At 41.8% G+C, this 14,278-nt stretch carries 11 protein-coding genes and 4 tRNA genes; 13 read left to right on the top strand and 2 right to left on the bottom strand.

Going from position 1 to position 14,278, the window contains the following annotated elements:
* Positions 1-159 precede the first annotated feature (159 nt).
* Positions 160-1,386 (bottom strand): ATP-dependent RNA helicase SrmB, encoded by a 1,227-nt coding sequence (gene srmB / locus RF53_RS15830; protein ID WP_039038250.1) that lies wholly within the window; start codon positions 1,384-1,386, stop codon positions 160-162.
* Positions 1,387-1,461: 75 nt separating this feature from the next.
* On the opposite strand from srmB, the gene RF53_RS15825 reads away from it, so the two are divergent.
* Positions 1,462-2,163 carry a tRNA1(Val) (adenine(37)-N6)-methyltransferase gene (locus tag RF53_RS15825; protein ID WP_039038249.1) on the top strand — a complete coding sequence of 234 codons (702 nt, stop codon included), beginning with the start codon at positions 1,462-1,464 and terminating at the stop codon, positions 2,161-2,163.
* Positions 2,164-2,314: 151 nt separating this feature from the next.
* A complete protein-coding gene (locus RF53_RS15820; protein ID WP_039038248.1) occupies positions 2,315-4,324 on the top strand; it encodes an alpha-amylase in 2,010 nt (669 codons plus the stop codon).
* Positions 4,325-4,460: 136 nt separating this feature from the next.
* Here RF53_RS15820 and fldB read toward each other — a convergent pair whose 3' ends face one another.
* Positions 4,461-4,982, bottom strand: a complete 522-nt coding sequence (fldB, locus tag RF53_RS15815) for a flavodoxin FldB (RefSeq protein ID WP_039038247.1) — start codon at positions 4,980-4,982, stop codon at positions 4,461-4,463.
* 94 nt (positions 4,983-5,076) lie between these two features.
* Between fldB and xerD the strand changes: the two genes are divergently transcribed.
* The 11 genes from xerD (at position 5,077) to RF53_RS15760 (ending at position 14,273) form a co-directional block, all read left to right on the top strand.
* Positions 5,077-6,003, top strand: coding sequence for a site-specific tyrosine recombinase XerD (xerD, locus tag RF53_RS15810; RefSeq protein ID WP_006793141.1), 927 nt, complete (start codon positions 5,077-5,079; stop codon positions 6,001-6,003).
* Between the two features lie 62 nt (positions 6,004-6,065).
* Positions 6,066-6,794, top strand: coding sequence for a bifunctional protein-disulfide isomerase/oxidoreductase DsbC (gene dsbC / locus RF53_RS15805; RefSeq protein WP_039038246.1), 729 nt, complete (start codon positions 6,066-6,068; stop codon positions 6,792-6,794).
* Positions 6,795-6,874: 80 nt separating this feature from the next.
* On the top strand, positions 6,875-8,596 hold the full coding sequence (recJ, locus tag RF53_RS15800; protein ID WP_039038245.1) for a single-stranded-DNA-specific exonuclease RecJ: 1,722 nt from the start codon (positions 6,875-6,877) through the stop codon (positions 8,594-8,596).
* Positions 8,597-8,740: 144 nt separating this feature from the next.
* A protein-coding gene (gene prfB / locus RF53_RS15795; RefSeq protein WP_096801177.1) for a peptide chain release factor 2 occupies positions 8,741-9,839 on the top strand; the annotation gives its coding sequence in 2 pieces (ribosomal slippage) (positions 8,741-8,815 and positions 8,817-9,839; 1,098 coding nt in all).
* A gap of 26 nt (positions 9,840-9,865) precedes the next feature.
* On the top strand, positions 9,866-11,401 hold the full coding sequence (gene lysS, locus RF53_RS15790) for a lysine--tRNA ligase (protein WP_006793137.1): 1,536 nt from the start codon (positions 9,866-9,868) through the stop codon (positions 11,399-11,401).
* A 425-nt stretch (positions 11,402-11,826) separates the two neighbouring features.
* On the top strand, positions 11,827-12,009 hold the full coding sequence (locus RF53_RS15785) for a hypothetical protein (protein ID WP_006793136.1): 183 nt from the start codon (positions 11,827-11,829) through the stop codon (positions 12,007-12,009).
* 128 nt (positions 12,010-12,137) lie between these two features.
* A tRNA-Ser gene (locus RF53_RS15780) sits at positions 12,138-12,230 on the top strand.
* Between the two features lie 35 nt (positions 12,231-12,265).
* Positions 12,266-12,342, top strand: a tRNA-Arg gene (locus RF53_RS15775).
* 47 nt (positions 12,343-12,389) lie between these two features.
* Positions 12,390-12,466, top strand: a tRNA-Arg gene (locus RF53_RS15770).
* Between the two features lie 49 nt (positions 12,467-12,515).
* Positions 12,516-12,592 (top strand) — tRNA-Arg (locus RF53_RS15765).
* Between the two features lie 505 nt (positions 12,593-13,097).
* A complete protein-coding gene (locus RF53_RS15760) occupies positions 13,098-14,273 on the top strand; it encodes an exo-beta-N-acetylmuramidase NamZ family protein (protein WP_039038244.1) in 1,176 nt (391 codons plus the stop codon).
* Positions 14,274-14,278 lie beyond the last annotated feature (5 nt).

Below are 14,278 nucleotides of genomic sequence, written 5' to 3'. Positions count from 1 at the left end.
AGTGCCAGTTTTAATTTGTTGAAATATAAGGTTATTTTATTAAGTGGGAATTCAGGTGGGCAATAATTACATTTAAATGGGTAGGTGTTACATGCACCGGTTACATATGTTACACGTATTAAAAAGCCGGCATACGCCGGCTTTGGTAAATATGCTAAGTTACTTTTTCTTTTTAACTTTCGCTTTTTTCTTTGCTTTCATTTTTACCGGATCTTTGCGCTTTTTAACCGGTGGCTTAGCCTCTTTATGCTGAGGCTCTATTCCTTTAATTACACGGCGTTTAAGCTTTTGTTCAATGTAGCGTTCTACTTTGTACAAAATACCAATATCATGCGCTTCAACTAATGAAATAGCGATGCCTTTTTTACCTGCGCGACCAGTACGGCCAATACGGTGAACATATACGTCGGCGGTACGTGGCATATCAAAGTTAATAACGTGGCTAATGTCAGATACGTCAATACCGCGAGCAGCTACATCTGTTGCAATTAATATTTTAGTGCGGCCACTATGAAAGTTTTCCATTGCTTTCATGCGCTTGTCTTGTGGCATTTCACCTCGCAGCCAAGCGGCTTTTACACCGTTATTAGTTAATTCACCAATGAGAGTTTCTAAACGTTCACGGGTTTTAACAAATACAATGGCTTTAGTTACGTCTGGGCCATTTAGGGTGTTGACTAAAAGCTCGAGTTTATGGTGGTAATCATCAGCAAGATGAACCCACTGGTGAATTTTAGCTTTTTCTTTACGAGACGACTCAGCTTCTAACAAAGCCGGATCGTTTAATGTGGTTTCTGCAAATCGCTCTACGCTGTCACCCTCAAGGGTTGCTGAGAATAAAAAACACTGACGGCGGTTTTTAGCTTCGTCACAAATACGGCTCATTTCTTTTTTGAAACCCATGTCTAGCATGCGGTCGGCTTCATCAACTATAAGCATTTCGACATGTTCAGCATGAAAGTTTTCAGTTTCAAGGTATTCCATTAATCGCCCTGGTGTAGCAATTAATATGTCGTTATTTTTTTCAAAAATTTCTTTATGCGTTCCGTAGTTAATACCGCCGGTCACGACACCTATTTTTAGGTGTGTACGTTTGGCTAGTAACTCACATTGCTCATGAATTTGATAAGCCAGCTCACGTGTTGGCGTCATTATTAATACGCGGGCAAAACCAGGTTCACGGCGCGGAAAATCCAATAAGTATTGAATCGCAGGAATTAAAAATGCCGCTGTTTTACCTGTGCCAGTTGGCGCAGACGCTAAAATATCACGCCCCTGAAGAGCTTCAGGAATAGCTTGTTGTTGAATACTGGTTGGCTTCTCGTAGCCCATTTTATCAATGGCATCGAGTAATTTGGTATCAAGATCAAATTCAGAAAATTGCATAGAGTGTCTAAAATAGTGGACAATTACCTTGATTATACGCGCTATGCTGCGCTTGGTGAATGAAAAGGTGAAAAAATGTCTGGTTTTGCATTTAAACAATTTAAGGTTGAACACGACCTCTGCGCAATGAAGGTTTCAACCGACGGCATTTTGCTTGGTGCGTGGGCAAACTTAGCTGGTGCAAACTCGTTACTAGACATTGGTACAGGCACGGGGTTATTGGCGTTAATGTGTAAACAGCGCAGGCCAGCATTAAGTATTACTGCGGTTGAAATAGATGAAAACGCATACAATCAAGCATTACAAAACGTAGCAAATAGTCCGTGGCCCAATATAGCTATTAAGCATCAAACTATTCAAAGCTTTAATAGTGACGCTCCCTTTGATGTCATCATTTCTAATCCGCCTTACTTTAATCACAGTTTAAAAGGCAATAATGCCGCCCGAAACACTGCGCGTCACACCGATGGTTTGAGCTTTGAGGAGCTAATTAACGCGTTTAAGCGGCTTAGCCATTCACAGTCACGGTTCAGTCTAATACTGCCAAGCACAGAGGCTTTAGTATTTATTGAGCTTGCTACTCAAAAAGGGCTTTATTTAAATGCACACTGCCAAGTAAAAGCGACACCTAGCAAACCCATAAGCCGCAGTTTAATGACATTTAGTTATCTAGAATCACAAACCGACAATTCAACGCTATGCATTAGAGAGCTAAACAATAATTACACTACTGATTACATTACTTTGTGTAAGGCATTTTATTTAAAGATGGCGTAATTGTGAGGGGTATTATCTAATAATAAAGGATAGTTTACCCATAATGCATACGTATTCAGTTGTTATTTAATCAATCTCAAGACTAGTGTTAACCACTTGTAAATAACGTTGGGCATGTTGTTTAGCCCGCCAACATTTGGAAACACACACTATGAAGCTGAATAAAATGGTCACCACCGCCGGTTTAAGCCTAGGTTTGCTTTTGCCTAATCTTGCAGCTGCTGCACCCACTACGTTTGTTCATTTATTTGAATGGAGTTGGCCCGATGTTGCACAAGAATGCGAGCAGTTTTTAGGGCCAAAAGGGTATGCTGCTGTACAAGTGTCTCCGCCTAACGAGCATATTACAGGCAACCAATGGTGGACTCGCTATCAACCTGTGAGCTACCAACTGCAAAGCCGAGGCGGTAACCGAACGCAGTTTGTAGATATGGTTAACCGTTGTAAAAGTGCAGGGGTCGATATTTATGTAGATACCCTAATTAATCACATGGCGGCTGGCAGTGGTAATGGCGTTGCGGGTAGCACGTTTGGTAATAAACAATACCCAATTTATAGCCCACAAGACTTTCATGAAAGCTGTAGTATAAATCCAGAAGATTACGGTAATAATCGTTACCGCGTTCAAAACTGCGAGTTAGTAGGACTTGCTGATTTGAATACGTCTTCAAATTACGTGCAAAATACTCTCGCTGCTTATATTAACGACCTTCAGTCTATTGGAGTAAAAGGTTTTAGATTTGATGCGGCTAAACACGTAGCAGCTAGCGATATTCAAAGCCTTATGGCTAAAATAAATGGCTCGCCGTTAGTGTTTCATGAAGTGATTGATCAGGGAACAGAAGCCGTTGATGCCTCTGAGTATTTAAGTACAGGGCTAGTTACCGAGTTTAAATACAGTACACAACTCGGTAATACATTTAGAAACGGCTCGCTTGCATGGTTAAGTAATTTTGGTGAAGGGTGGGGCTTTATGCCAAGCTCGTCAGCGGTCGTATTTGTAGATAATCATGATAATCAGCGGGGGCATGGTGGTGCGGGTAACGTAATTACCTTTAAAGATGGCCGCTTATACGACCTAGCTAACGTATTTATGTTGGCGTATCCGTATGGCTATCCAAAAGTAATGTCGAGTTACGATTTCCATGGTGATACCGATGCGGGCGGGCCGAGTGTTCCCGTTCATAACAGCGGTAATTTAGAATGTTTTGCAAGCAATTGGAAATGTGAGCATCGTTGGTCATACATAGCGGGTGGCGTCGATTTTAGAAATAACACCGCCGACAACTGGGCTGTGACAAATTGGTGGGATAACACTAATAATCAGATTTCATTTGGCCGCGGTAGCTCAGGTCATATGGCCATTAACAAAGAAGACGCAGCGCTCAATGCCACTGTGCAAACAGACATGGCGCCAGGCCAATATTGTAATGTATTAAAAGGTGAACTATCGGGCGATGCTAAAAGTTGTAGCGGTGAGGTTATTACAGTTAATAGTAACGGCACTATTGATCTAAATGTGGCACCTTGGGATGCGATGGCAATTCATAAAAACGCTAAGTTATCACAAGGTTCGACTTCAAATCCGAGTGGTGATTGGCAGCGTACCGTCATTTTTATTAACGCACAAACTCAAAGTGGGCAAGACATGTTTGTACGCGGCGGAATAGATCATACCTATGCAAATACAAATTTAGGTAGAAACTGTCAAACAACTAATGTGGAATGTGCGATGCCTATTCGTCATAACAATTTAAAAAATGCCACTACAAGCCCATGGAAAGTAAACGATAACTATCTAGATTGGTACGGTATTGAAAGCGGGCAAAGCGCCCAGGCAGAAGGTACCGCAGCCGATTGGACTACAAACGTGTGGCCAAGTACATATGGTGCCCAAAAAACAGTGACTAATGACGGCTTTGGCGTTACGCCGCTGAATATTTGGGGCGAACACTATTGGATGCTAGATGTAGACATGGATTGCAGCAAAGCAGTAAATGGGTGGTTTGAGGTAAAAGCATTTGTTAAAAATGGCCAAGGCTGGGAAAGCGATATAAACCAAGCCAATACACCCTTTGCCAGCACTAACCATGTGGCACAATGTGGAAAAATAAATATGTTTAAATTTAATAGCTCAAATGTAGATATTCGTAACTTTTAAACCTATTCGTTAAATTTAGCGATGTGCATTATTACTAAAGCCAAACACCTAAGCGTGTTTGGCTTTTTACCATAAACAATATTGGTAATGTGTTAAATCGCTGTTATATAGCATGGCAAGTATTACGCTTAAGCAGTTAAAGCGTTTCACTGTACTCGGTCATTACTTGCTCAACCCAGCTGGCTATGCGCTCATCGCTCAGCTCGTACTGGCTGTCTTCGTCAAGGGCGAGCCCTACAAACTGTTTGCCATCTGGGGTGAGTGCCTTTGAGGCTTCAAACTCATAGCTGCTGTCGTTCGGCCAAAAGCCAAGCTGTGTAAATGTTTGTGTGTTTATTTCGTCGTGCAGCATACCTAGAGCGTCTTGAAACCACTGTCCGTAACCTTGTTGGTCGCCCATACCAAACAAAGCAATGGTTTTACCATTTAGGTTTACGTCTTTTATGTCGTCCCATTTAGACTCCCAGTCTTCTTGTATTTCGCCAAAGTCCCATGTTGAAATACCAAAGATGATAAAGTCGTACTGCTCTGCATTTTTTAGTGGTTCGTCTTTAATATTGTGAAGGCTAACTATATCGTCACCAATAAGGTCACGTATTTTTTCTGCTGCCATTTCGGTGTAGCACGTAGTAGAGCCAAAAAATAAACCAATTTGCATCGTATTTATCACTGTGTAATTGCCTGATATGATAGGCTCAAGTTTACCGTAAGGTATTTTTAATTGATACCTTAGCAAAGCATGAGAGCATAATGTGACAACGCTATCTGACGATTTTTCAGAAAATAAAAGCAGTATGAGCACCAATAGCGACTACCTAGAAACCTTTTTAGATAGCCTTTATTTAGAGCAAGGTGTAAGCGAAAACACATTAAGTGCTTACCGTAGCGATTTAGATAAGTTTTGCCAGTTTTTAAAAGGCGAAAACTTAATGACGGTAACAGGGCACGACATTGAAAGCTACTTAGCGCATCGGGTTGATTTAGGCCTAAAGCCGCGCAGTACAGCGAGAAGTATCAGTGCGCTAAAACGGTTTTATCAGTACTTTGTGCGTGAAAAAATGATTACCGACACACCAATGCTAAATATTGCCCAACCCAAAGCGGGGCAATCGTTACCTAAAACACTTTCTGAAACTGAAGTAGAAGCGCTTCTTAACGCCCCCAATACTGAAGAACCCATGGGGTTACGAGATAAAGCCATGCTTGAATTGCTTTATGCCACAGGCCTGCGTGTCAGTGAGTTGGTTGGGCTACGTATGGAGCAAATTAACTTACGCCAAGCGGTTGTGTTTGTAAAAGGTAAAGGCAACAAAGAACGTTTAGTGCCGCTGGGCGAAGAAGCCATGCATTGGCTTGAGCTTTTTTTAAAAGTGGGCCGCGCACAAATGATCAAACACGCCACCGACTTTGTATTCCCGTCAAAACGTGGTGTAGGCATGACTCGACAAACCTTTTGGCATAGAATCAAACACTATGCTATTTTGGCATCGGTTGAATCGCCATTATCACCCCACACATTGCGCCATGCATTTGCTACGCATTTATTAAATCATGGGGCCGATTTACGTGTTGTGCAAATGATGCTGGGACACAGCGACCTATCAACAACGCAAATTTATACTCATGTTGCTAATGAACGGTTAAAATCGGTACACGCGCAGCATCACCCGCGCGCTTAATTTGAAATTAAATAGTATTAAGCCGGTCAATATATTAAGTATTTTTAGGATAGAGAGAAGTTATGAAAAAATTAATGTTAGCAGGTGCCATGTTGTGCACAAGTATGAGTGCATTGGCAAATGACGTTGCAGTAACGCCAAATGCTAATGATCCTATTGTTACTAAGTTTGCGGCACTTGGCGTTACGGTTAAGCAAATAAATCCAAGCCCAGTAGCTGGTTTAAAAGAGCTAATTACAAATAAAGGCGTGTTATACGCAAGCCCAGACGGCCAGTTTTTAATGCAAGGCACGTTAATCGATTTAGACAACCGTAATAACCTAACAGAACAAGCTTTAAATAGCGTGCGTGCTGAAGGTATTACAGAATACGAAGAGTCGATGATTGTGTACAAAGCACCAAACGAAAAACACAGCATCACTGTATTTACCGATATTAGCTGTGGTTATTGTCGTAAATTACACCGTGAGCTAAACGATTTACTTGATGCGGGTATTACCGTTAAGTACTTAGCGTTTCCGCGTGGTGGCCTACAAGGTTCAGGCTATGCAGATTTAATGAATGTATGGTGTGCAAAAGATCAACAAGAGGCGTTAACAGAAGCTAAAGCTGGTGAGAGTACCACGGCAGTTGTAGGTTGTAGTGCACCCATTGCTGAACACTACCAGCTAGGCCAAAGCTTTGGTATTAGTGGCACGCCAGCCATTATTTTAGACGATGGCACAATGATCCCAGGTTACCAACCTGCTGCTGCATTAAAAGCAGCGTTAGATGCTAATAAAGCATCTTAATAACGTGTTTACGTTTACAAAAAGGCCTTAATGGCCTTTTTTTGTCTTTTTAATACGATTTAATAAGTTAAAAAAACTGCATGAAAAAACTGATCATTGCGCGCGAAAACGTTAACGACTCGCACTTACCGAGTCATTTGCATCCGGTAATAAAACAAATTTACGCGACTCGTCGTGTGGTTGATGCCCAAGAGCTCGATAACGGTGTTGCTACGCTTCACGATTATAAATTGTTTAAAGACATCGACAAAGCAAGTGCATTACTAGTCGATGCGCTTAAGGCGCAAAGCCACATTTCAATTGTGGGCGACTTTGATGCCGATGGCGCAACCAGTACTGCAACCTTAATGCAGGGGTTGCAAATGTTTGGTTTTCAAAATTTAGATTACCTCATTCCAGACCGCTTTAGCTTAGGTTATGGCTTAAGCCCCGCACTGGCCGAACAAATAGTACAAATAAAGCCCGATTTAGTGATCACCGTAGATAACGGTATATCCTGTATTGCCGGTATTGATATTTTAAAATCGGTAGGTATAAAAGTGTTGGTTACAGATCACCATTTACAAGGTGAGCAGCTTCCCAATGCCGATGCCATTGTAAATCCAAACAGACACGAATGTAACTTTCCGTCAAAGTCTATTGCTGGTGTAGGCGTTGCGTTTTACTTATTAATTGCACTAAGAAGCCTAATGCGCGAACAAGGTTACTTTACGCAACAAACACCGCCTAACTTAGCAAACTTATTAGACATAGTTGCACTGGGCACAGTCGCTGATGTAGTTGCACTTGATGCAAATAACCGAACATTAGTACACCAAGGCTTAGCGCGTATTCGCAGTGGTAAAACACGCCCAGGTATTACAGCACTTATTGAAGTGGCCAACAGAAATGCAGCGCGTTTAAGCGCCAGCGATTTTGGTTTTTCACTTGCGCCACGTTTAAACGCAGCAGGGCGACTAGACGACATGAGTTTGGGCATAGCGTGTTTACTGAGTAACGATATAAACCAAGCAAGGCGTATCGCAAGCGAACTCGACAGCTTAAACCATGCAAGGCGTGAAATAGAGCAAGGTATGCAAGCTGAAGCACAAGCCGTGCTTGATAGGCTCGCCTTTACCGACGATAACATTCCTGATGCTATTTGTTTGTTTCAAGATGACTGGCACCAAGGCGTAATTGGTATTTTGGCTGGCCGTTTAAAAGAAAAGTACCACCGCCCAACCGTTATTTTTGCGGGTGGTGAAAATGGCGAAATTAAAGGCTCGTGCCGCTCTATTGAAGGGCTGCATATGCGTGACCTACTCGAAGGGTTAAATACCGCCACGCCCCATTTAATAAATAAGTTTGGTGGCCACGCAATGGCTGCGGGTTTAAGCATAGACGAGCAAAATTTTAACGACTTTAAAAGAGCATTTGATGCCGCAGTCAGTGCGCAATTAAGCGAAGAAAGTAAGCGTTGTATTGTATTTACCGACGGCGAGCTGCCAAACGACTGCTTTACCATGGAGTTTGCCCAATTATTAAAGCAATCAGGCCCATGGGGGCAGCAATTTCCAGAACCTGTGTTTGAACATACCTTTGAATTAATTCAGCAACGTATTGTTGGTGAAAAGCATTTAAAACTGGTGCTTAAACATCAATCAGGGCGATTAGTTGACGCTATTGCTTTTGGTATAGACGTAAAAGAGTGGCCAGATACCGAAGCACGCTTTGTTAAAGTGGCTTATCAACTTGATATAAACGAGTTTAGAGGTAAATTTAGCTTGCAGCTAATTGTACGAGAGCTTGAAAAAGTGCACTAAAAAATATGCACAATACATGCATAAAAGGCTAATAAAGCGCGCGATTTTTTGTTAAAATCGGGCGTTTTTATCATTTGACGATAATTTATTGCGGATATTCCTCAAGTCGGGCCGTAATAATCTAGCCATTTTGGAGTAATGTACATGTTTGAAGTGAATCCTGTGATTAATCAAATCAAGGAAATTCGCGATCGTACTGAACTGCTTCGGGGGTACCTTTGACTACGCTCTTAAACAAGAGCGCCTAGAAGAAGTTAACGCCGAACTTGAAGATTCAGCTGTATGGAATGAACCTGAACGCGCACAGGCACTTGGCCGTGAAAAGTCAGCATTAGAGGCGGTTGTTGAAACAATTGACAACTTAGTTGCTGGCGCTGATGACGTTGAAGGCTTGCTTGAGCTTGCAATAGAAGCGGAAGACGAAGACACCTTTGACGAAGCAAATGCAGAGCTTGAAGGCCTAAACGAGCAATTAGAAGGTTTAGAGTTTCGTCGAATGTTTTCGGGCACGCACGACGCAAATGATGCATACCTTGATTTACAATCAGGTTCAGGCGGCACTGAAGCTCAAGACTGGTGTAACATGTTACTTCGCATGTACCTACGCTGGGGCGAAGCAAAAGGCTTTAAAGTTGAGCTAGTAGAAGCAACCGATGGCGATGTGGCCGGGATAAAAGGCGCAACAGTTCGCTTTGTTGGTGAATACGCTTACGGTTGGTTACGTACAGAAACAGGCGTACACCGTTTAGTTCGTAAAAGCCCATTTGACTCAAGTGGCCGTCGTCATACATCGTTTGCCTCTGCGTTTGTATACCCAGAGATAGACGACAATATTGAAATTGATATTAATCCGTCTGACTTACGTATAGACGTGTACCGTGCATCGGGCGCAGGTGGTCAGCACGTTAACACCACCGAATCGGCAGTACGTATTACTCACGTGCCTACAAACACGGTAGTGCAATGTCAAAACGAGCGTTCGCAGCATAAAAATAAAGCCCAAGCAATGAAGCAATTAAAAGCTAAATTATTTGAGCTTGAGCTACAGCAGCAAAATGCTGAAAAACAAACGCAAGAAGATGCAAAATCAGATATTGGTTGGGGCAGTCAAATTCGTTCATACGTTCTTGATGACTCGCGCATTAAAGATTTACGCACCGGCGTTGAAAACCGCAATACCCAATCGGTACTTGACGGTAACCTAGACAAATTTATTGAAGCCAGCCTTAAATCTGGCCTATAACCACCAAGCTAATAAAGAGCTAAAAAATGACTGATAAAATCCAAGACGAAAACAAGTTAATCGCTGAGCGTCGCGGCAAGTTAGATGCTATTCGCGAAAATTGCCCAGCCAACGGTCATCCAAACCAATTCCGTCGTGAACATTACACGGCTGATTTGCAAGCTGAGTTTGGTGATAAAACAAAAGAAGAATTAATTGAGCTACAGCACGTAGTATCAATTGCTGGTCGTATTCTTGCCAAGCGTGGTCCATTTATGTCTATTCAAGACATGAAAGGCCGTGTACAAGTTTACGCATCAAAAGACGTACAAAAAGACTTAAAAGCAAAATATGGTCAGCTTGATATTGGCGATATTATTGGTGTTAAAGGTCCACTTAATAAATCAGGCAAAGGCGATTTATACGTAGATATGGCCGAGTACGAATTACTTACTAAGTCACTACGCCCATTACCAGAAAAGTTTCATGGCCTTTCAGACCAAGAAACAAAATACCGCCAACGTTATGTTGATTTAATTACTAACGAAGCAACGCGCGAAACGTTCCGTATTCGTTCACAAGTAGTTGAAGGTATTCGTCGTTTCTTAGCAGATCGTGACTTTATGGAAGTAGAAACGCCAATGCTGCAGGTTATTCCTGGCGGAGCGTCTGCGCGTCCATTTGTGACTCATCATAACGCGCTTGATATCGATATGTACTTACGTATTGCGCCTGAGCTTTACTTAAAGCGTTTAGTGGTAGGTGGTTTTGACCGCGTATTTGAAATTAACCGTAACTTCCGTAACGAAGGGTTATCAACGCGTCACAACCCAGAATTCACTATGATTGAGTTCTACCAAGCATACGCCGATTACATCGATCTGATGAACATTACCGAAGACATGCTACGTACAGTTGCAACAAACGTTTTAGGCAGCCCAATTGTTGTTAATACAACGAAAGATGAAAACGGCGAAGTAATCGACTCAGTAGAGTACGACTTTGGTAAGCCGTTTGAGCGCCTAAGCATGGCTGATGCTATCTTAAAATATAACCCTGAGTTTGATGCTGCGGTATTTAATGACCCAGAAAATCACTTTGAAGAATTAAAAGCGTACGCGAAACAAGTGCACGTTAAAATTCCTGAAAACTGTGTTTGGGGCCCAGGCAAGTTTTTATGTGAAATATTTGAAGAAACGGCTGAGCACATGCTTATCCAACCTACATTTATTACAGGTTACCCATGGGAAGTGTCGCCACTTGCACGTCGTAACGACGACAATGCATTTGTTACCGATCGCTTTGAATTTTTTGTTGGCGGACGTGAGCTTGCAAATGGTTTCTCGGAGCTTAACGATGCACAAGACCAAGCAGAACGCTTTACTCGCCAAGTTGAAGAAAAAGACGCAGGCGATGATGAGGCAATGCATTACGATGAAGATTACATACGCGCACTAGAGTACGGTTTACCGCCTACTGCTGGTGAGGGTATTGGTATTGACCGATTAGTAATGTTATTTACTGACTCATCTACAATTAAAGATGTTATTTTATTCCCGCATATGCGTCCGCAAGCTGACTAAGCTTAACGAAAAATAACACCTTGAAACGCCGCTTAATTGCGGCGTTTTTGTTTTAAAAAATTAGTATGCTGGCCCGCTCTTAACTTGAGATAATTAATTTATATTAAGCAGCTAACATTCGTGTTAACAGATCTGATTTTCCCGCGATAGGGAAGTTTATGCCATGTAGATTTTATTTGTTATTACCGTAAGTATTTTAACCCGTATTCTGGCGAATTAATGAGGCGAAGATGCACATTTTAAGCTGTTGATAGTTAGTCATTATCTATATGAAAAATTTTATGTGTATATAACAAATTAATGGGTAACTTTTAAACATTATGTTGTATTTTTGTAACTTTATTAGCTACACTATGGCCAAATTTTAAACGGCCTAATTTCTTTAGGTGCTGTAAATAATAAAAACGGATTTACAAAACAATAAAATGACAGATAAAACTATCGAAGAGTCGGAAGAACTCAGTCAAACAGAGCGAGAGCGAGAAGCTTTTTACCGAGCATGCATTGCAGAGTTTCAACAACTAGGTTATCAAGAGCAGTACCTAGCTAGTTTAAAAGATAAATGCGACCCAACCGACGACACACATACGCCTAACGAAGAGAGTTAATTAGCTTAAAAATTAGGCTTCTTTAATATAAAAACATAACATATGTGTGTTCTGTAACCATATAGACACTTTTGATAGAAAAGTGTTTGACATATTTTCTGAAATCTTTATTATACGCCCCACAAGACGGAGAGGTGTCCGAGTGGCCGAAGGAGCTCCCCTGCTAAGGGAGTATAGAGTTTGTAGCTCTATCGAGGGTTCGAATCCCTCCCTCTCCACCATTTTTTAAATGGCGAAATCTTGTAAAAGTAAAGATGGGCGCATAGCTCAGCTGGATAGAGTACCTGGCTACGAACCAGGCGGTCGGAGGTTCGAATCCTCCTGCGCCCACCACTCTTTACACACTCTGCTTAGAGTATAAAAAAGCAAATAGTAAAAGTGGGCGCATAGCTCAGCTGGATAGAGTACCTGGCTACGAACCAGGCGGTCGGAGGTTCGAATCCTCCTGCGCCCACCACTTTTACACACTCTGCTTAGAGTATAAACAAGTAAAAAAGAATGAAAGTGGGCGCATAGCTCAGCTGGATAGAGTACCTGGCTACGAACCAGGCGGTCGGAGGTTCGAATCCTCCTGCGCCCACCACTTTCATACATAAGCCGACGCTAAGTCGGTTTTTTTGTGCCTGAAATAAAGTGAATATGGGAAAATAGCAAGCCACGAACCCGACGGTCAGAGGTTCACTCTTAGAAGGCACTTCCTGCGCCCACCATTTTCATAAATAAGCCGACATTAAGTCGGTTTTTTTGTGCCTGAAATTTGAGAAAGCTTTCAGATATCAGTTAAACCTAATGATACATACTGCCAAATCTTCCATTTAGTCACTTCTTTATAAGCACAGCGCCTCTAAACCTCTTTGTGAATAACACTCTTAAAAATAACTGCATAAAGAGAAATAAAAGAGGAGTAAATGAGTAGTTCAAAACCACTATGAGTAATTAAACGCTGAAGCTTAAATCGTCGTAGACGTAGAGCTTGCTCACGTGAGAAGCGTAGCTTCTAATTACTTATGTATCGACTCAAAAGCATTCGCTGCTCTTTAACTTAAGCTGTGGTATTTTAAACACCTTGTTTAAAAGGATCTTGCTGTATGTTTAAAACCGTATTTTTTATATTTTTATTGAGTTTAAGTGCGCTTTTTACTATTACCACACACGCGAATGAAGCAAAGCATTCAGTAACCGTAGGGGCTGAACAACCGGCAGTGTACTTACCGCAATTACAAAATAAACGTGTTGGGTTGGTGGTAAATCAAACCTCTTTAGTAGGGCAAGCACACTTGGTTGACAGCCTACTGACTAAAAACATAAACATTACTAAAATTTTTGCACCTGAGCACGGCTTTAGAGGCGATCACGACGCCGGTGCTCATGTTAAAAACGCCATAGATAGCAAAACCGGCATTCCACTAATTTCTATTTACGGTAAAAATAAAAAGCCAAGCGCTGAAGCTCTTAGCAATGTAGATGTTATTGTTTTTGATATTCAAGATGTGGGTGTACGTTTTTATACCTACATAAGCTCTATGCATTACATGATGGAGGCTGCGGCTGAACAAGGTGTTGAATTTATAGTGCTTGATAGGCCAAACCCCAATATTGCCTATATTGACGGGCCAATTCTTGAGCACGAATTTAAATCGTTTGTAGGCATGCACCCAATCCCAGTATTGCATGGTATGACGGTAGGTGAGCTGGCTAACATGATCAAAGGCGAGGGCTGGATCAATAAAGCCACCGATCTAAAGCTCACCGTGATCCCCGTTGATAGTTACACACGCACAACCCGTTATAGCTTACCTGTAAAACCCAGCCCTAATTTACCAAACGATCAATCAATCGCGCTTTACCCGTCGCTTTGCTTTTTTGAGGCTACACCTGTAAGTATTGGCCGTGGTACTGACTTTGCATTTCAGGTAATTGGTTACTCACCCGTTGCGCTTGGAGAATTTAGTTTTACACCACGCTCTATTAAAGGCGCCTCAGCAAACCCTAAATTTAAAAATACCCCTGTAAAAGGGCTCGATTTACGCACGGAAAATACGTATGGGCTTAATTTAAGTTACTTAATAACGGTTTATAGTAAATTAACTAAAAACAATATTACCTTTTTTGAACGCGCTGGTTTTATGGATAAATTGGCAGGTACTAATAAACTGCGTTTAGCTATAGAGGCAGGGCAGTCGGCTGCGCAAATAAAGCAAAGCTGGCAACGTGGCCTTACACAATTTAAAGCGCAACGAGCGCCTTATTTGTTATATGAGTAAGGCTT

The organism is Pseudoalteromonas sp. ECSMB14103 (assembly GCF_000813065.1).
In the GTDB taxonomy this organism is placed as follows: domain Bacteria; phylum Pseudomonadota; class Gammaproteobacteria; order Enterobacterales; family Alteromonadaceae; genus Pseudoalteromonas; species Pseudoalteromonas marina.
The sequence above is the reverse complement of the archived record's forward strand: the minus strand, read 5'-3'. Positions and strand labels throughout refer to the sequence as shown.